The 19,232-nt window shown below is 42.9% G+C and carries 13 protein-coding genes and 2 pseudogenes; 3 read left to right on the top strand and 12 right to left on the bottom strand.

Annotation, left to right across the window (positions count from 1 at the left end):
• Positions 1-360 precede the first annotated feature (360 nt).
• The 4 genes from WJQ40_RS14070 to WJQ40_RS14055 form a co-directional block, all read right to left on the bottom strand.
• Entirely contained in the window at positions 361-1,707 is a 1,347-nt protein-coding gene (locus WJQ40_RS14070; RefSeq protein ID WP_337540956.1) for an AAA family ATPase, read from the bottom strand.
• A gap of 303 nt (positions 1,708-2,010) precedes the next feature.
• Positions 2,011-3,024, bottom strand: a complete 1,014-nt coding sequence (locus WJQ40_RS14065) for a DnaJ C-terminal domain-containing protein (protein WP_337540954.1) — start codon at positions 3,022-3,024, stop codon at positions 2,011-2,013.
• A 63-nt stretch (positions 3,025-3,087) separates the two neighbouring features.
• Entirely contained in the window at positions 3,088-3,528 is a 441-nt protein-coding gene (locus tag WJQ40_RS14060; protein ID WP_118798705.1) for an Hsp20/alpha crystallin family protein, read from the bottom strand.
• 325 nt (positions 3,529-3,853) lie between these two features.
• Entirely contained in the window at positions 3,854-4,162 is a 309-nt protein-coding gene (locus tag WJQ40_RS14055; protein WP_337540951.1) for a tyrosine-type recombinase/integrase, read from the bottom strand.
• 152 nt (positions 4,163-4,314) lie between these two features.
• On the opposite strand from WJQ40_RS14055, the pseudogene WJQ40_RS14050 reads away from it, so the two are divergent.
• Positions 4,315-4,746: pseudogene (locus WJQ40_RS14050) on the top strand (XRE family transcriptional regulator); the annotation flags it as partial.
• 680 nt (positions 4,747-5,426) lie between these two features.
• Here WJQ40_RS14050 and WJQ40_RS14045 read toward each other — a convergent pair.
• From WJQ40_RS14045 to WJQ40_RS14020, 6 genes and pseudogenes are all read right to left on the bottom strand, one after another.
• A pseudogene (locus WJQ40_RS14045) lies at positions 5,427-6,683 on the bottom strand (ATP-binding protein); the annotation flags it as partial.
• Positions 6,684-6,705: 22 nt separating this feature from the next.
• Positions 6,706-8,445, bottom strand: a complete 1,740-nt coding sequence (locus WJQ40_RS14040) for an ABC transporter ATP-binding protein (protein ID WP_337540950.1) — start codon at positions 8,443-8,445, stop codon at positions 6,706-6,708.
• Position 8,446: 1 nt separating this feature from the next.
• The gene (locus WJQ40_RS14035) at positions 8,447-10,201 is read right to left on the bottom strand and encodes an ABC transporter ATP-binding protein (protein ID WP_337540948.1); all 1,755 of its coding nucleotides are present in this window, start codon (positions 10,199-10,201) and stop codon (positions 8,447-8,449) included.
• A gap of 85 nt (positions 10,202-10,286) precedes the next feature.
• Positions 10,287-11,222, bottom strand: coding sequence for an acyl-CoA thioester hydrolase/BAAT C-terminal domain-containing protein (locus tag WJQ40_RS14030; protein WP_337540946.1), 936 nt, complete (start codon positions 11,220-11,222; stop codon positions 10,287-10,289).
• A gap of 289 nt (positions 11,223-11,511) precedes the next feature.
• On the bottom strand, positions 11,512-12,102 hold the full coding sequence (locus WJQ40_RS14025) for a cytidylate kinase-like family protein (protein ID WP_337540944.1): 591 nt from the start codon (positions 12,100-12,102) through the stop codon (positions 11,512-11,514).
• A 13-nt stretch (positions 12,103-12,115) separates the two neighbouring features.
• A complete protein-coding gene (locus WJQ40_RS14020) occupies positions 12,116-13,483 on the bottom strand; it encodes an MATE family efflux transporter (protein WP_337540942.1) in 1,368 nt (455 codons plus the stop codon).
• 277 nt (positions 13,484-13,760) lie between these two features.
• On the opposite strand from WJQ40_RS14020, the gene WJQ40_RS14015 reads away from it, so the two are divergent.
• Together WJQ40_RS14015 and WJQ40_RS14010 are read left to right on the top strand one after the other, a co-directional pair.
• A complete protein-coding gene (locus WJQ40_RS14015) occupies positions 13,761-15,134 on the top strand; it encodes a sodium-dependent transporter (protein WP_337540940.1) in 1,374 nt (457 codons plus the stop codon).
• Between the two features lie 12 nt (positions 15,135-15,146).
• Positions 15,147-16,112 (top strand): ion transporter, encoded by a 966-nt coding sequence (locus tag WJQ40_RS14010; RefSeq protein WP_337540938.1) that lies wholly within the window; start codon positions 15,147-15,149, stop codon positions 16,110-16,112.
• Here WJQ40_RS14010 and WJQ40_RS14005 read toward each other — a convergent pair.
• A complete protein-coding gene (locus WJQ40_RS14005; RefSeq protein WP_337540936.1) occupies positions 16,109-17,701 on the bottom strand; it encodes a SpoIIE family protein phosphatase in 1,593 nt (530 codons plus the stop codon). The genes WJQ40_RS14010 and WJQ40_RS14005 overlap by 4 nt on opposite strands.
• Positions 17,676-18,830 (bottom strand): hypothetical protein, encoded by a 1,155-nt coding sequence (locus WJQ40_RS14000; RefSeq protein WP_337540935.1) that lies wholly within the window; start codon positions 18,828-18,830, stop codon positions 17,676-17,678. The genes WJQ40_RS14005 and WJQ40_RS14000 overlap by 26 nt, the downstream gene beginning before the upstream one ends.
• Positions 18,831-19,232 lie beyond the last annotated feature (402 nt).

The following is a 19,232-nucleotide window of genomic DNA, read 5'->3' as shown; positions in this document are numbered from 1 at the left end:
GTGGCACTCATTTTTTGCAAACCGGTTATTTGTTACTTAACAGGAATGCTCCATTATTCTCTATATAAATGTATCATAAGACATATTTACAAAAAGTACAATGAACTTTTGCTCATTTATCACATTTTTTACATCGAACTTTGTAACTATACCATCATTTCTGAAAACAATTCGGCCTTCAGCCAGTCATTCAATTTGGCCGCAATCGGCGTGAATCTGGTTACAACGGTTCCGTCAGGTTTTGTTTCATTGATGTAATTCTGACAGTTCCTTGCCGTAATAGTCGTAGATGAGATTCTGGAAAGCAACGCTTGTCTGGGCGCACAATCCCGATTTATCGTTTTATCACTTCTTCCAACGTTATAACCCTTCCATATCCAGATTCACTATTAGCTTTCCAATTTTCCGTTCTTTTAAGAGATAGCACATATAGACAGGAAGATATACTACGGCTCCCTCCTGTTCCACATTTGCTACCGATAAAACATATGCCTTCTCAATATGATAATCGGGAATTTTCATAAAGTTATCCAAGGCTTTGTGTACCTTGTAGGCTTTCCCGGATTTTACCTCAATTGGAACCACTTTTCCCTCCATTTCGACCAGAACATCCAGTTCCCCTATATTTTTCTTTTTGCAGAAATAGGGTTCCAGACCATTGGAAGTTAATTGCTGGATCACAGCATTTTCAAAGTGAGCGCCGTTATTTACTTCGCTGTTTTTATTGATCAGTTCCAGTTTGGTTTCCGCCGGATATGCACTGGTAAGCAATCCGGTGTCATTGGAGAAAAGCCGAAACACATTGCTGCTCTTGCTCGCTTTGAGAGGAATAATGGGAGCTTCCACGTTATATACCGGCAACGCGACTCCGGCATCTTTCAGCCACAAAAAACTGTTTTCATATCTGTCAAACTTTAGCTCTTTGTCCAGCATTGTAAATACAAACTTTTTATTCTGTTTGTTTAATTCTGCCGGAATGATATCATAAATAGATATCAATTTTAGTTTTTTATCTTCACTCTCATATTGAGAGAAACCCTCTTTGTATAGCGCTACGATATCCCGTTGTACTTTATCCACCTCCCGAATATCTTTTGTAGCAATATAGCTTTTTACCGCATCTGGCATGCCTCCAACAATAAGGTAGATAAAAAACAGAGACAATAGCTTTTGGTGTATGAATTCATCCACCGGCTGGTATGCTTCAAATTTTTCTTTCAACATTTCCAAAGTTGTTTTTGACACATTATTCGCTATCATGAATTCTTCAAAATCCATAGGATACATTCTTAGGAACGTTAAATATCCCACCGGAACCGACGCTATTCCCTTAAGCTCTACTCCTAATAAGGATCCGCTCATTACATATTTGAAGCTGCCTTCTTCGACAAGAAACTTTATCTTTGTCACTATTTCCGGACATTTCTGTATCTCATCAAAAAAAACGACAGTTTCCTGTGGCTTACAATCTTCCGGCATAATCATTTTTAATTTCACCAGAAACTCATCCGCACTCATTTTGACATTGAGATAATCTATCAGATCCGGCTGATCTATGAAATTTACTTCAAACTTGCGATATCCGCTTTTGGCAATTTCCTCTCTTATAAGCCAGGTCTTTCCAATCTGTCTGGCTCCTGTCACCAATAATGCTTTATCAGAACTTTTCAACCATTCTTCTATGATAATGGAGTCTTTTCTATACATAAATTTTCTCCTCCCTTTTTAACAATACCTCTTTTGCCCCGTTTTTTCAATTTTATCATATGAATTTTGCCCCGTTTTTATTGCTCCACTAAATTGATTTACTTTTTCGTGTATCGGTATATAAACACTGTTTATTTCATGCAATCATCCAGAAAACGGCAGAAAAAGAAAGGGAAGGCAACCTAAATTGCCTTCCGCTCATTCTAAAACCTAGATTTAAAAATTCCCTGCAAGCGTTGTCTCAAACGCAGGCAGATAGTCGCTGATAAGATCTTTATATGGTACTAAAGGCAGCCTCCCTCATCAGGAAGCTGCCTTTACAAACTCTGTCAGTTTCTGTCTTGCGTCCGGGCTCAGATGCTTTGGCACCTGAATCTGGATCACCGCATATTCATCACCTTTTTCCGAAGCATTCTTCATGGATACGATTCCTTTGCCCTTCAGCCGGATCTTTGTTCCGGACTGAGTTCCTTCTTTGATCTTGCAGCTTACCCGCCCATTTAAGGTAGGTACGATCGCCTCACCGCCAAGGGCTGCTGTTGCAAAGGGAATTTCAACTGTGGTATAAATGTCCATGCCCTTCCGTTCAAAGCCGGGCTTCTTAAGGACATTGACCTCCAGAAGCATGTTACCGGCACCGCCGCCATTTCTTCCCGGCATGCCTTTGCCTTTCAGCCGGATCTTCTGTCCGGAATCAATACCTGCGGGAATATGCACCTGCAGGGACTCTTCTTTCCCGTCTGGTGACCGGAAATGGATCACCTTATCAGCGCCAAGGGCTGCCTCTTCAAAGGTAACATCCACCTTAGCCAGAACATCCTCTCCTTCCTGGCTGTGGCTTCTGCCCCCTCTTCCAAAGAACCCGCCATCATCCTCAAAATCCTGCGTGTGGAAGCCTTTCGAATGGAAACCATTGCCGAAGCCCTTTCCTTTGAAGCCTCCGAAAATACCATCAAAAATATCATCCAGATTATCTCCGGAATAATGGAACTCCTGATAGCCGCCACCGGGACCGCCATTAAAATGAAAAGTACCATCTGAGCCAAAACCGCCCTGATAGCCACCGGCTCCGGCATTGCCGCCCCCTTCGTCAAAGGCAGCATGACCAAACTGATCGTACAGTTTTCTCTTTTCCTTATCACTTAATATATTATAAGCCTCCGTGACTTCCTTGAATTTCTCTTCAGCGGAGGGATTGTCCTTATTCATATCCGGGTGATATTTCTTCGCAAGCTTACGGTATGCTTTTTTGATCGCTGCGTCATCTGCATTTCTTGCTACGCCAAGTACTTCATAATAATCTCGTTTATCAGCCACTGTTCTCACCCTCTTTTCTGCTTATTCAAAAAATGCCCCGGAAAGTCCGGGGCAGGTTACCTGTCATCCTTCAATGGCAACATGTTTCTTTGTTTCCACTGCCTTCGCTTCCTTCTTTGGAACATCCAGCTTCAGAATACCATTTTCAAACCTTGCATGAATATCGGTATCAAGGATATCCTCACCTACATAGAAGCTTCTGCTCATTTCACCGGCATACCGCTCTCTGCAGATGTATTTACCTTTCTTATCGGCTTCATCCTTGTCAAGTCCCTTGGCTGCTGATACAGTCAGATAACCGTTTTCAAGCTGAACCTCGATCTCATCCTTCTTGAATCCCGGCAGATCCATGATCACTTCATATCCCTCATCGGTCTCCCTGATATCTGTCTTCATCATGTTCTTCGCATGCCTGCCATACAGCTTCTTATTTACATCCGGGAATCCAAAACCATCCATTAAATCATCAAAGAAATCTCTTCCATATACACTAGGCATTAACATAAGTCATTCCTCCATTCTTTCCTCTTCCTTTGTTCTAAATGTAATATAACACCTATTATTAGCACTGTCAAGAGGTGAGTGCTAATTTTTTGTGAAGATTTTGTGAACGCTGCGAGCCATGCACATTTACGTGAAAGAGCCTTCTTTCAAGCTTGCTTGGTAAAGATGGCTCTTTCATGGAAATGTATAGGGCGACAGCCCGACAGCGAGGGAATTCTTTCCCGAGCTGTGCATGGCGTATGCCACTACTTCACAGGGATTTTTCACTTGCTTTCGCACTCGATTTTCTTGATTTGACCACATTTTTACGACAACAACTTATGATTTATACCACAACAGGTACGGTTTCCGGCAGGTTCATTTTAGACATCCCATTCTCCACATGAGACTTTTCTGCAATATGATTATAGACATTCATTGTGATCTGTGCATCTGAATGGCCCATCACATACTGCATAACTTTGGGATTGACGTTGTTTTCACCCAATCTGGTACATCCCGTATGACGAAGGGTATGCGATGAAATAGGCGGCATCAGCCCCGTCTCTCGCTTCTCTTCTTCTGCCAGTTTGCTTTCTTTCTTATTATAGGCATTGACAATATTTTTTAGAAAGCTGTTCACTCCCGCCGACATTATCGGACGTCCATGCTTTGTATTGAAGATGAATCCACTAGTCCACCGATCTCCACATTACTCTGCAAACCAAGCATTCTAAATATCGGTAGCTTCTTTCCAAGCATACCGACCGTTTCCGGAGTATCTTCAATGCTCCCCATAAAAAGCTAGTTCCCCGTAAAGATCTGGTTACTGAAATGGCTAAGATTTTGGATGTGAATCCACTGACACTGCATGAACCAACTACGATGAATGCTTCTGAACTGATGGAAATCCTATTCTGGATTGACGAATTTAATCCTGGCATGATTAATCTCTTTCAGTTAGAGACTTATCCAGGCGAAAAATCAAATTCCAGTGACGATATCGCTGTCCGTTACCATGATTCCGATAGCTGGCCTGCACATTCACCTGTTGGTATGTGGTTTAATTATGGAGTTCTTAACGATTTTCTGAAAGAATGGACGCTTAGAAAAGAAGAACTGAAATCTGGTGCAATTACCAGAGATGAATATTTTGAATGGAAAATCAACTGGCCACAGACCTGTGATGATTGTGGAAAACGAGAACCATCAAAACAGTGGCGGAAATCAAACGAATAGAGCTTAGTGCAACTTAGCAAAACTTAAATTTATTATATTTTTTTCTTTTTACTCAAGGAAAAGGCACTGAAAAACCGGTAATCCATTGTTTTCAGTGCCTTTTTAGCATATTTTTCTATTAAAATTCTCTCACGTGCTTATATAAGTGAAACTTAGCGAAACTTAAATTATGCCCAATATGGAATGTACTTTTTATATCTTGGTGCTGTATCCGGGTCCATTACTTTAATATATCCACCTTCGACAGCACTGGTAAGAAGTCTTGATGCCTTGGCCTTCTCTTTTTCTCCCAGACCAAATATTTTTCGAATATCTGAATTAGAAATACCTTCAAAATTGACATATGCTAGACACGCCTGCATATAGCAAGTCCGCATCCGATCTTCTTTGGTAGTTAATTCAAATGGTACTTTTGCAAACAATATTGCTTTTGTGAATTGGTTATTCTGATTTTCAATTCTCGGAGCAAGCAGCTCATTTTTACCGGTTGCTTCAACAATCTTATCATAACCACTGCCCCGTTCCTATGATAATTTGGTGTTTTTACTTCATTGTCAGCATTGACTTTATCATATTTCCCATCAAGCACAGCATTTGCAGTAGGAAGAATAGGCTTTTCCGCCAAAATATCCCGGAAAATTGCATGATTCTTCTTCTCACCATCGTCCAGATAATAGAGATCATCTGGTCGGCAATGCCAACCCAATCAATCGATCCGTCTGATCTGCCATGAACAGCGGGATATTCAGCACATCATCGTCCAGCTTCAGATTGTCCAATGAGAAACGGATGCGGAGCTTGACCTTGTCAGGAAACAGTTCCTTGAACTTCTTCATACTCTTGTTGGTTGTGTTGGTTTCGGATTTGACCTCCACGGGGAAGATGTCGTTCTCCCGCTGAATGAGAAAATCCACTTCGTAAGGCGGGTTGTTCTGGCTCCAATAACGGGGCATGACTTCAAACTGAGTAATTAAAGTCTGCAGCACAAAGTTTTCGGTTAATGCGCCTTTGAATTCAGTAAAAAGGCGGTTGCCTTCGCCAAAGGCAGTGGGAGAAAGCTGTGCCAGACGGCGGAGCAGTCCCACATCCACCAGATAAATCTTGAAAGCAGACAGGTCATCGTAAGCTGCAATCGGCAGGCCGGGAGCTGAGCTGCGATAAATCTTATGCACCAAACGGGCATCTACCAGCCATTGCAAGGCATCCTCGTACTCACGGGCTCGTGCTCCTTCCTTGACCACTTTATAGATAAACTTCTTGTTCTCTCTTGCCAGTTGAGAAGGAATGGATTTCCAAATCATTGAGATTTTCGGGAACTCGCTGAGATTAGGATGTTTTGCAAAATCACGCTCATAGGCTCCGATGATTCCGGACAATGCTTCCTGCATGGCAGAAACATCCCGTGCTTCCGTCCACATCAATACCGACTCCGGCATACCACCGGTGACATAGTACATTTTCAGCTTCTCATACAGCGGATTAAAGAAGGCGTCAGGGATGGGTTCAAGGATATCCACCTTTTCCAGATACTGTGCCAGATTTTCATCACCGTTAGCAAGCAGGAATTCATTAAAGGTCATCGGATCAATCTGCATAAAGTTGACCTTACCCACTGGAAAAGAGGAAGGTTTTGCCAGAGCAATACCAAGCAGAGAACCAGCGCAGGCAACGTGATACTGCGGTGCATTCTCGCAAAAATACTTCATAGAGTTAATGACCTTAGGGCAGTCCTGCACCTCATCAAAAATGATAAGGGTTTTTTCAGGCACGATTTTTTGACCGCTTGCCAGTATAAGGTTTTGTAGAATCCGATCCACATCCTTGGTTGTTTCAAAAAATTGCTTATATTCTTCATTTTCGTCGAGGTTAAAGTAAGCTGTATTTTCATAATAGCGCCTGCCAAACTCTTTCAGAATCCAAGTCTTACCCACCTGACGTTCACCAGCTGTGGATTATTTCTCAATGCGCCAGTTTCCAGCTTACCGCCTGCTGCCTTGCATCCACAAATCTCTTATAAATACCTTCCTGCTTCATTAGCTGCTCATGTGTTCCCTGCTGCACAATTCTTCCTTTGTCAACAACCACAATCTGGTCTGCATGTCTGACTGTTTTTAATCTGTGGGCAATCATGATAATCGTTTTTTCCTTTGTAAGTGCATCTACTGCATCCATCAGATCTTTTTCATTCTCCGGATCAACATTGGCCGTTGCCTCATCTAATATAACGATTGGTGCATCCTTCATGATTGCTCTGGCTATCGAAATACGCTGCTTCTCACCACCGGAAAGTGTGGCTCCGCCTTCTCCGATTACTGTGTCATATCCATCAGGAAGTTTACTGATGAAATCGTGACAGCACGCTTTCTTTGCCGCTTCCACCACTTCCTCATGGCTTGCATCCTGACGTCCGAATTTAATATTATTCTCAATGGTGTCTGCAAACAAATACACAGACTGAAACACAAATGAAAAATTACGCATCAGACTGTTCATGCTGTAGTCTTTTACATTCACACCTCCAAGCGTCACTTCTCCGGAATCCACATCCCAGAATCTGGCAATCAGATTGCAAAGTGTTGATTTTCCTCCACCAGATGGTCCAACGATTGCTGTCGTCGTTTTCTGTGGAATAGAGAGCGATACATCATCAATAATCTTCCGTTTGTCATAAGAAAACGAAATGTCAGAAAGTCTGATATCGTAATTTTCCGGCTGGATTTCTTTGCCATCGATATCCATGGTATCCAGTGCCAGTATTGCATTTGCTTTATCTACGCATACGCTTACCACATGCAAAAGGGATGAATAATTTCCCGCGCATTCCAGACTGGAATAAAGCATAAATGCTGAGATTGTCATACCGATCGCATAGACCGCACTCATGGTTCCATTGATATAAAAATATGCACTGCACGCTACGATCACCGCACCTGTGATTTTTGTTACCACACTTTGCAGGAAATGATAGGGAACAAACAAAAGTTCCATCTTTGTATTGATCCTTTCGCATGCTTCATTTGCATCATTTAATCTTTTCGCCTGTTTTCCAAGCAGATTGTATGATTTTACTTCTGATATTCCCTGCAGATACTCCATGATCTGGTTTACAAGCTCTGTATCACATACTACTTTCTGCTCTGAAGCTTTTTTCCCTGCATTCTGCATCACAGAATTGACACCAAAGAAAATAAGCACTCCTGCTGCAGCTATCAGACCGATTCTCCAGTCAAAAAGAAACAATATGAGAATGATCATTGATGTTTCCAGGATTCCCTGCATAGTCAGCATGACCACTCTCGCAGCCACATCGCCAAGTACTTCCATTGTATTGGTCGTAATGGAAGAAATTTCCCCGATACTATTGGAATTAAAATATCCCATTGGCAGATAGCGCAGATGCTCTGCAATCTTGATTCTCATAAAAGCACTTGCATTATATCCGCCTTCTGTCTGAAGCACTGTAGAATATCTTTTACAGATAACATCAGCTACGATTGCAATGACCATAATCGCAATGGATCCTCCAATATATTTTCCTATCGGTTTTCCACTCAGCAGACCGATCAATATGTACATAATAGCCGGAATCTTCATTGCTGAGGCAAGAGCCTCTATGAGTCCGATCACCATCGAGATTTTAAATTTATTACTATTTTCCCTGCCCGAGAAACGAAAGAATTTTGCCAGAATCCCAACCATATCATTCTCCCTCCTTCACAGTATCTTTTACAGAAATATGGGCATTCCACATCTCATTATAAAGCGGGCATGACACCAGAAGCTCCTCATGCGTGCCATGTGCTGTTACATTTCCATCATTTACAACAAAAATCTGGTCACTGTCCTTAATGGTAGAAAGTCTGTGTGCTATTACAAGCAATGTCTTCCCCGCTACCAGTTTTGCGATAGAGCTCTGCAGAATTGCCTCATTTTCCGGATCTGTGTAAGCAGTTGCCTCATCAAGGATCACGATCGGAGCATCTTTCAGCATCGCTCTTGCAATCGAGATACGCTGTCTCTCGCCTCCTGACAGATGTCCTCCTGCGCCTCCTACAACCGTATCAAATCCATTTTCCAGCTGCATGATAAATTCATAGCATCCGCTTTTCTTTGTCACCTCGATGATCTGTTCATCTGTCGCATCCGGATTTCCCTGTCTGATATTTTCACGGACCGTTTCATTAAACAGATAATTGTCCTGTGCAACATATGCAATTTTCCGGTTAAAATCTGCAAGTGCCATTTCTTTTACATCAACTCCGCCGATTTTGATACTTCCAAAATCCACATCCCACAGGGATGCGATCAGCTTTGCAATGGTTGACTTTCCGCTTCCGGAAGGTCCTACGATTGCATTTACCGTTCCTGCTTTCAGCTTCATAGTTACTCCGTGCAGGATTTCTTTGTCGTGATAACCAAATCTGACATCTTCAAGAGTAACGGAGTTATCTTTTGGAACACCTTCACTTTTCTCTGGACGTTCCAGCTCCGGCTGTTCCAGAATCCCCGCCACTTCATCAACAATCACTCCGATCTTGCCAAGATCATCTGTATAGGAACCCACTGTGATCAACGGCCCAACGATTCCAAGTGATAAAATAATACAGATGACAAAATCAGAAACCGCAAGTGTTCCATTCGCTGCATAGTGTGCCCCAAACGGCAATACCGTAAGAAGCGTATAGGGTGTGACCACCATCATCAGTGCATGAAATATTGAGCACCGTTTCATCCAGGAAATAAAGGAATCCGCATATTCCATAGCCGCCTTGGTAAATTTGGCATAAGAGCTTTCTGTCTTTCCAAATGCCTTTATTACTTCGATTCCGTCAATATATTCCACTGCCGCATCATTCAGATCTTTTGTTGTCTGAACCGTTCTCTCAAAGCTCGGCTTATACTCAAGCATCATGCCAAAATAGGAAAGAAATCCCACTATAACCGGCACCAATGACCAGAGTGCCAGTCTCCAGTCTGTCAAAAAGAAATAGATCAAAATCACAATCGGTGCCAGCAGATTGGAGGTGAATTCCGGGACAATATGCGCCAGTGTCGTCTCAATACTGTCGATTCTTTCCACTATGATATTCTTAAATGTACCGGATGGTGTATCCTTCACATAACCAAGTGGCACCCGGGCCAGCTTGTCACAGCAGGATTTTCTTATATTTGCGAGTACAGCAAATGTTGCTTTATGTGACAATGCCGTTGAGAGTGAATGAAACAGTTCCGCAATGATAAACGACAGCGCGATCAGAACCACTTTTACAAGATATTTCTCAAGCTCCTTCTCACCACTTAAAAACAGCTTTACTACATCTGCAATGATAAAATACGGAAAAATCTTAAAAACCACATTTCCTATTGCAAGTAACACACTCCACGCATAGACAATTCTTTTTTGTCCGGCCCATATCAGAATCCAGCTGACTGTCGACTTCTTTTTTTCTTTCACACTTGTTCACTCCTATCTTTCGTTTTATCGTTGTTCCTTTTGTTAGTTTATTCTAACTCGCATATAATAAAAATTCTTCCGGCAATTATCTATCTGCACTCTTCCATTCTGTAGCTGCATTTCTTACCCGCTGGTCAATATCCAGACGTACCCTGCGACATTCTTTCGGATATTTTCTTGCTGCCTGAAATGCCAGCTTCATAAAGAGTCCGGATCCAACCGGAAGCATTGTCTTTAGCATGCTCTCTGGAAAAACGAAATGGGTTCCATGCTCATAAATTACAGGCTCTAATCTGCATATATGCGGGCGTTCTTCCATTCGCTGTTTCATTCGACAGATATATTTTGCAGTATCCCACAACACATCATCCTCAGCACCAATCAGCAATACTGTTCCATGGATTTTTTCAATCTTGATCATCTCGTCTTCTGTGATTGGGTGAGCCTTTTCTGAATCATCAAACAGTTTTTTCGAATTAATCATATCACCGGTTCGTTTTGTTTCTTTCTCGATTACATGCCAGTAGTCAGGATGTTTGTAGCAAAAAGGCATATACGGAAGTGGTTCTCCTTTGTAAGAAAAAAGAGATTCTCCCTCAATCGGCCATTCCTTACAGCCATCTTTTTTGCCCTGCATAAACCCCTGCCAGATAAAGTCACTCGGTGTCAGACCTATCGTCAATGTAATATCCTCAAAATAAGAAGCGGCAGTTAATGCAAGTGTTCCTGTAGTAGAGGCCCCGACAATTCCTATCTTCTGATTACCATGTACTTTTAACCAATTGATTGCTTTCTCTATACGTTCCAGTGGATAATTATGATGTCCATAATCCTTTTTTCCAGGTGACATTGTCATCACATTTATACCGAGTTTATGTAACCATTTCACGGATGTACGTGCCAGATAATCCTCTGGATCATCTCCGATCATGGCAATCATTGCACAGTCTGAGCCTGTTTTGCATTTCCAATATGCACCATAAAATCCATCTAATTCCACATCAAAATGCCTTTTCTTCATCTCTTATCATCTCCTTAATATCAGCTAAGTTTCTCCAAAACTATTATTTTGTTTGAAATATTCCGAACGATTGAAAGCTTTCCTATTTTAAACTGTCCTGTATATTTCCATTATGCAAGTTAGTCTTATCTAACCATTGTTTTCTAAAAAACCGTGTGCTAACAAAACTGCAATTTCACACGGTTTCTTTTCATATATATTCAGTATATCACATTTATCTAATTTATCAAGCAGCTTCTGTGCTATCTGGATTGCCAGCATGACACCAAAATAAGTATACATCCATATTTCAACTATTACTGCATTCCATAATGATCTTCTCACATCTGTCATATCCAAGCTGTGAGCTGTTCAGGCACAACGTATAATTGCTGGCTCTCCCCCATTTCTGCTCTGTATAAAAATTATAATTTGTCATACGTCTTTTGTCTGTATCTGCCATCATTTTGACAGCCTTCTGTTCACTGACATGATATAACCGACTGATGCGCTGTATTTTTTCCGGCATATCCCCGTGGATAAACACGTTCAGCACATCGTTCCGGTCTTTTAAAATATAATCTGCATTTCTTCCAATGATCACGCAGGGTTCTCTCTCTGCCAGATCTAAAATAATCTTTCTCTGCACCTCATAAACCATATCCCCAACTGATCTTCCTGTAACGTCACGTCCGACAAGTGCATATGCAAATACTCCTTTCTTCGGAGACAGCTCTGCATTTTCCTGAATATATTCCGGTGCTAAACCTGACTTTTCTGCAATCTCATTAATAATGCTTTTATCGTAATAAACAATCCCAAGCTTTCTTGCGACCTCTTCTCCGATAAAACGTCCACCGCTTCCAAATTCTCTGCTGATCGTAATAATTCTTTTTGCCATCTCTGACTCCTCCTTAATCCAAAGCATCCACTTTAATTTTTCTGATCCTCTTTAAAAATACATATCCCACAAGACATGCGGTCGTTTCAGTGACCGGAAATGCCCACCAGATCAGTGAAACCCCCATCTGACCATTTCTGACAAACAGAGAAAGAATTCCCGCCAGCGGCAGGATAATAATGAGCTGTCTCAAAAGCGAAATAACCAGTGATTCCACACCACCATCCAGTGCCTGATAAATGCCCTGATAAGCAACATTGATTCCGGCAAACAGAAAGCTGATGGAGATCACTCTCATCGCACCGACAAAATATTCTCTCGACTGTCCTGCATTAAACAGCGCTGCAAATGCCCCGGGAAATATTTCTGTGATCGCAGTCCCAAGGATCATTAATGCAATAGTATAAATAAGCCCATATTTAATTCCAGCCTGAATCCTCTTCCTGCTTCTCATCCCATAAGCAAACGCGATGATTGGAGTGATCGCATCCCGAAGTCCAAATGCAAGGAACAGGACAAACTGCTGTACCTTATAGAATAAACCATAGGCAGTCTGTGCTGACGGACTGAATTTCAGGATCAGATTCATCACATAAACCATGATAGACATCAGAGCCTGCGCGATAATCGCCGGAAGTCCGATCGCATAGATTTCTTTGATGATCCCGCTGTCTGGCTTCATATATTTCACTCCGTGCTCAAATTCCTTATTCAGCTTAATGTGAAAGAAAAACAGCAATACTGCAGATGCTATCTGTCCGATCACAGTTGCGTAGGCTGCCCCCTTCACTCCCATTTCCGGGCAGGGTCCAATACCATAGATCATGACCGGATCAAGAATGATATTTATAACCGCACCAGCCACCTGTCCGATTGTAGAATAAAGTGATCGGCCTGTTGCCTGTAATAGCTTTTCAAACAAAGAAAAGAAAATAATCCCAAAAGAAATCACACAGCATATTCTCAGATAGCTGACGCCCATCTTAGTTACTTCCACATCTACTGTCTGCGATGTAATATATGCCTTTACCCCAAATATACCAAATACCAGGCAGACCGCATAAATGATCACACCAAGAAACAGACTGTTTCCTGCTACCCTTGCAGCCTTTTTACTGGTTCCCTGCCCAAGTGTCCTTGCCAGAAGCGCATTGGTTCCCACACCTGTTCCAACCCCCACTGCAACCATAAGCATCTGAACCGGGAATACCAGTGTCAGGGCATTTAACGCCGCTTCACTTCCCTCTTTCATATTTCCTACAAAAGCACTGTCTACAATGTTATAGACCGCCTGCAACGCCATAGATAAGATCATAGGGATCCCCATCCGGATCATCAGCCTATCCACCGGCATTTCCTTCATCTTGTTGCTTTCCGCCATTTTGTTTCAGCTCCTCTCTTTTCATGGCAATGCTCATTTTTTCGCAATATAAAAACGAGCAGCTGATAAACTGGATTTACGCTTATCTGCTACTCGTTTGGTGTAATTATATTGCCTGTTTTTTAAAATGTCAAACAAAATTTATGATTGACAGGCTGCCTGAAACATTGCTTTTTTGCAGGTTTTATGCTATATTTTCGACATATGCACAATAAAAGCAGCTGATCCTGGTAAGGAGAAGATACTCTGCTCAGAATAAAAGAAAAAGGGGAATTTTATGAGTCACAATCACAAACAAAGAAGTTCATTTTCAGGAAAGCTCGGCTTCGTCCTTTCTGCGGCGGGTGCCTCCGTTGGTCTTGGAAATATATGGCGTTTTCCATATCTTGCGGCCAAATACGGCGGCGGTATTTTCCTGCTTATCTATATTCTGCTGGCACTGACCTTCGGTTACACCATGATCATTGCTGAAACCTCTCTTGGACGTATGACCGGCAAAAGTCCTGTAGGTGCGTTCCATTTCTTTGGGAAATCCATTTCCCTTTCCATTGGCGGCTGGCTGAATGCCATTATCCCGATCCTGATCGTTCCCTATTACTCTGTGATCGGTGGATGGGTCATCAAATATCTTGTTGAATATATTACCGGCCATGGTGATCTTCTGGCTTTTGATGAATACTTTACTTCCTTTATTTCCGATGGTGTTTCCACAGAGATCTGCTTCATTATATTTGCCCTGTTCACCCTGCTTATCATTTATGCCGGTGTACGAAATGGAATTGAGCGTGTATCCAGGATCATGATGCCTATTCTGGTAGTGCTTTCTGTGATCATTGCTGTTTACTCCATAACAAGACCGGGTGCACTTGCCGGTGTGAAATATTTTCTGGTTCCCAATGTACAGAATTTTTCCTGGATGACAGTCGTAGCTGCCATGGGGCAGATGTTTTACTCTCTTTCCATTGCCATGGGTATCCTGATCACCTTTGGCTCCTACATGAAAAAGGATATTTCCATTGAAGACTCTACCAAAAATGTGGAGATTTTTGATACCGCCATTGCTATCATGGCAGGCCTTATGATCATTCCTGCTGTATTTGCTTTCTCCGGCGGTGATCCGAATACACTGAAGGCAGGTCCCTCCCTGATGTTCATTACCATTCCCAAGGTATTTGAAAGCATGGGACTTGGCTCCGCTATCGGGGTACTCTTCTTCGTGCTGGTGCTGTTTGCTGCGATCACCAGTTCTATCGCCCTGACAGAAAGTGCAGTTTCCACCTTCGAGGATGAGCTTCACTGGAATCGTAAAAAAGCAACTGTTATTGTTGGTATTATTATGATCGTCCTGGGAAGTCTCTCATCCCTTGGTTATGGGCCACTTGCTTCTGTTACTATCATTGGCATGCAGTTCCTTGATTTCTTTGACTTTTTAACCAACTCCGTGATGATGCCCATAGCTGCTATCGCCATCTCTCTCCTCATTTCAAGAGTCGTTGGTGTCGATAAGATCGAAGAAGAGGTTCTTCACGGCGAAAGCAGGTTCAGAAGGAAAAAGGTATTTGTGATCATGATCAAATATCTCTGCCCGATCTTTGCCGTCATTATCCTGATCAGCTCTGTGGCAAATGCCTTTGGATGGATCAGTATGTAAAGGATCACACTTATGAACAGTGAAAACTCCTTACCTCTGAAAGCCAGAATTTTTAATATCATACAGATTGGAGATAAAAGTAACCGGATCAGCCGTGCCTTTGATATTTTCATTACGGTTGTTATTTTTTCAAATATCGTGGTTACTTTTCTCCAGACCTTCTCGGAGCTGTCCTTTCTGTCCGGCTTTTTCCACGTGATAGAAGCTGCTACCCTTTGCATCTTCTGCATCGAATATATACTCCGGATCTGGACAGCCGATCTGCTCTATCCTTCCAGAAGCAGACTGCGTTCCAGACTGTGCTTTCTAATTTCCTTTGACGGTATCATAGACTTCCTGACGATCCTGCCATTTTTCTTCCTGTCCGGCTTTGTCATCTTCCGGATGCTGCGGGTTGCCCGGATCTTCCATCTGTTCCGGCTCAACTCCAGATATGATTCCTTCAATGTCATCACAACCGTCCTTTATGAAAAGCGGAATCAGATCATCTCCTCTGTTTTTATTGTAGTGATCCTGATGCTGGCAAGCAGCCTGTGTATGTACAGTGTCGAGCATGACGCACAGCCTGATGTCTTCCGTAATGCATTCAGCGGGATCTGGTGGAGCATGTCCACGCTTCTGACTGTGGGCTATGGTGATATCTATCCCATTACTACCCTTGGCAAAGTCATGGCGATCTGTATCGCTTATCTTGGTGTTGGCGCCGTGGCGATCCCTACCGGTATCATCAGCGCCGGCTTCGTGGAACAGTACCAGAGAAAGAGTGGTCTGTCCAATATCAAAAATGCGGATATTAAGGAAATTGCTGAAATTCTTGCCGACAGACGCTATGCCGGCAAGACGATCGAAGAAATAGAAACGGCAGACCAGCTGACTATCTTCCTGATCCTCAGGGATAATCTGTCGGTTCTGCCGCAAAAAGATACTGTTGTCAAATTAAATGATATTCTGGTGATCCGTGGTGAAAACGGGAATTAATGTTCACCGGTTTCTCCATAATATGTCAGTGCCACCATGGTGATATCATCAAACTGGGGAGCCTCCTGTACGAAGGCATGAATCCCCCCGCTTACGTTCTCAAGGATCTTCCTGCATGCCTTATCCGAGCTGCCATTTAATGCCTGCAGCATCCGTTCTGTACCAAACAGCTTGCTCTCTGCATTCGTTGCCTCAGCCACTCCATCCGTATAAACATACAGCGTATCTCCCGGTTCAAACCGGATCTCATAATCTGTATATGCCACATCCTCCAGTCCTGCCAGAACAAATCCATGTTTGTCCTTAATCAGCTCAAATTCGCCGTCTGCTTTCCGGAAGGCAGGATACTCATGTCCGGCATTGGCTGCTGTCATCACACCTGTAGACAGATCCAGAATTCCCATCCATACGGTTACAAACATCTCTGCTTCGTTATTTTCACATAGCTGGTTATTGACAAAGGCAAGGATCTCTGACGGTGTTCCGCCCATCAGTGCCCGGTTCTTGATCAGTGTCTTGGCGATCACCATAAACAAAGCTGCCGGCACTCCTTTTCCTGAAACATCCGCGATCACCACGCCAAGATGCATGGGATCGATCAGGAAGAAGTCGTAGAAGTCGCCGCCGACCTCCTTGGCCGGATGCATAGTCGCATAGATCTCCATGTCTGTCCGTTCCGGAAAAGGCGGGAAAATACTTGGCAGCATGTCTGCCTGGATTTTGGTCGCTACTGAAAGCTCCGCACCGATCCTTTCCTTTTCTGCTGTCACCTCAGAAAGGCGTGCTATGTAATCCTTTACTTCCCCATACATCCTTTCAAAGGATCTGGCAAGCTCTTCCACCTCGTCCCCTGTCCGGATATCAATGGAAACTGTCTCTTCCTTCTCCAGGTTCTCGACCATCTTCTGGGATGCCCTGTTTAAAAGTCCAATCGGACGGAGCAGCTTCTGTCTGACTACCACAAGCAATGCGATGCTAAACAGCAGGATCACGATGATGATATTGATGCTGGTCGTCAGAATGAAACGGGCAATGTTTTCCTTTACTCCCGGCATGGAAATATCCACACCTACAAGAGCCACCGGCTCTCCCGTACTATCATAGACCGGTGCTACTACTGATGCAATGTACCCATAGGTTTCATCCATGGATATAAGAACCTGTTCTTCCGGATCCTTCTGAAAGGCAGCAAAGGAAACCTCCCTTCCTCCCTCCATATAATCCTCATGATCTCCCAGATCACAGGCTCCTTCATCCTTATTGGCATCCCAGATATAAATCAGGTCATCCTCACAGGGTACGTAAACATAGTAATATTTCAGGGCTGAATTTTCCTGACTGGCATTCAGAAAGCTTTCAATCTCATCATAATAAGCATCCTTCTGTCCGGTCTCCAGATACTTTTTTATCGTATCCCCATCAATATAGGCTGCTGCCGTCCTGGCATAGGCAAAGCCCTGGCTGCTGTATCTTTCCATAATGTCCTTCCGATAGCGCAGCACCACAGATAAGCAGGTTGCCACAATGATCAACAGCGAAAAAAACACTACTGCCAGGATCACCTTAGTACTTAGTTTTCTTTTCTTCATGTTCTGTTTTCCCCTTTTGAAATCCTTTTCTGATCTTACTATTCCAGATATCTGCAAGTATCAGGGACACTGCTGTGATCACCACTGCCAGCAGCAGGATCATCGGCGTGGGCAGAAGCTGTGTCCCCCTGACCAGATTCAGACAGAGCTGCACGGTCAGTGCAACAAAGATCCAGTGGATAAAGTAAAATGCCGTCATATCCGTGCCAATCCTGTATACAAGCTTCACCGCTCTTTCAGATAAATGCTTTCCTATAAAATAGTAAATACCAAACATGGTGACTGCTGTCGTGATACAGATCAGGACATCCGGCGTAATGATATGATAATAGCACAGCTCTCCCTCACCGAACATTCCCTGCCGGCTGTTGATCTTTATCAGGAAATACGGCAGTGTAACAAGGAAGCATGCCGTACTGGCGATCCGGTAAAAAAGTGCTTTGTCCTTTATCCTGCGGAGCCTTTTGCCAAATACATACCCGCTTACCGGCATGATCAGCCAGTTCATATAAACAAAATAGGACATCACCTGTCCTGCCGCATCCTCTGTTCCAATAAAATATCCAAGAATGATATTGGATACCATATTCCCTGTATCAGTTCCGTTCAGCATGGTTCCCACAACAGAACAGAGCAGTGCGATCAGGATCATACTTACATCAGACAGTCCAAGCTTTATAAAAATGCCTATCGTGATCAGCACAAGTCCTGCAAGCTGGAAAATATCATTATTAAAGGTCTGATATATAATAGAAGAAAGAAACATATCCCTGTCTCCAGAAATGGCATATCCGATCAGATCCGGGATCGTGTAACGGCACATGTTCAGAAGAAATCCAAGCAGAAAGATCTGCACCCCTCTTCTGACAATGTCATTCCATTCCTTCTTCCTGCCATAGACAAGACAGGCTCCCATGGAAAACATCAGTCCCGGTGCGATCATGGGGCCTCCGATCACCGTATCAAAAATATAAGGAAGTCCGCTGTTTAGTGCTTCTTCCGGTACACAGTCAATGGTACAGTGCACCATTGCTACAAAGATCACAAAGACCACCTTGGCAATATCCATCTCCACCTGTCTGCCGGTGTTTACTTCTTTTTCTGAAAAAATCCTGTTCTTTAGATTCATCCCTTTTCCTTATCTATCCTGTGTTATATCACATATTTCATCTGTGAACTCTGTTTTATCATAACGCAATCGACGAAAAGCTGCAATAAGAAAGAATCCGGCTCGGAGGACTCGGAGGACTTTTTTGATTCATAAGACGTAATTTCCTATGAATCGAGTAGGAGGCGGTGACTAACCGCCGTCCTCTCACAGCACCGTTCTTTATTCAGCGCCCAAATCACAAACATGATTCCGTGTAGTTATTGGGCTTCGATTTGGTATGCAACCTTAGATAATGCGGAAATGAAAATTTCAGTTATAATGAAAGTTTTATGTTATAAAAAATACCGATCTTAATTCTCCACTATTTACGGATTATTAAGACCGGTATTTATTTCATTTTTTAATTAGCAATTAATCCCG

It is taken from the genome of Suilimivivens sp. (assembly GCF_037359455.1).
Lineage (GTDB): Bacteria > Bacillota > Clostridia > Lachnospirales > Lachnospiraceae > Suilimivivens > Suilimivivens aceti.
This window is presented reverse-complemented; position numbering and strand designations above follow the sequence as displayed.

Bases quoted from the DNA above. Each gene is read 5' to 3' on its own strand.
- WJQ40_RS14010 (WP_337540938.1), top strand. From the start codon at position 15,147: ATGAACAGTGAAAACTCCTTACCTCTGAAAGCCAGAATTTTTAATATC.
- WJQ40_RS14060 (WP_118798705.1), bottom strand. From the start codon at position 3,528: ATGTTAATGCCTAGTGTATATGGAAGAGATTTCTTTGATGATTTAATG.
- WJQ40_RS14020 (WP_337540942.1), bottom strand. From the start codon at position 13,483: ATGGCGGAAAGCAACAAGATGAAGGAAATGCCGGTGGATAGGCTGATG.
- WJQ40_RS14040 (WP_337540950.1), bottom strand. From the start codon at position 8,445: ATGGTTGGGATTCTGGCAAAATTCTTTCGTTTCTCGGGCAGGGAAAAT.
- WJQ40_RS14015 (WP_337540940.1), top strand. From the start codon at position 13,761: ATGAGTCACAATCACAAACAAAGAAGTTCATTTTCAGGAAAGCTCGGC.
- WJQ40_RS14000 (WP_337540935.1), bottom strand. From the start codon at position 18,830: ATGAATCTAAAGAACAGGATTTTTTCAGAAAAAGAAGTAAACACCGGC.
- WJQ40_RS14030 (WP_337540946.1), bottom strand. From the start codon at position 11,222: ATGAAGAAAAGGCATTTTGATGTGGAATTAGATGGATTTTATGGTGCA.
- WJQ40_RS14005 (WP_337540936.1), bottom strand. From the start codon at position 17,701: ATGAAGAAAAGAAAACTAAGTACTAAGGTGATCCTGGCAGTAGTGTTT.
- WJQ40_RS14070 (WP_337540956.1), bottom strand. From the start codon at position 1,707: ATGTATAGAAAAGACTCCATTATCATAGAAGAATGGTTGAAAAGTTCT.
- WJQ40_RS14025 (WP_337540944.1), bottom strand. From the start codon at position 12,102: ATGGCAAAAAGAATTATTACGATCAGCAGAGAATTTGGAAGCGGTGGA.
- WJQ40_RS14055 (WP_337540951.1), bottom strand. From the start codon at position 4,162: ATGTCGGCGGGAGTGAACAGCTTTCTAAAAAATATTGTCAATGCCTAT.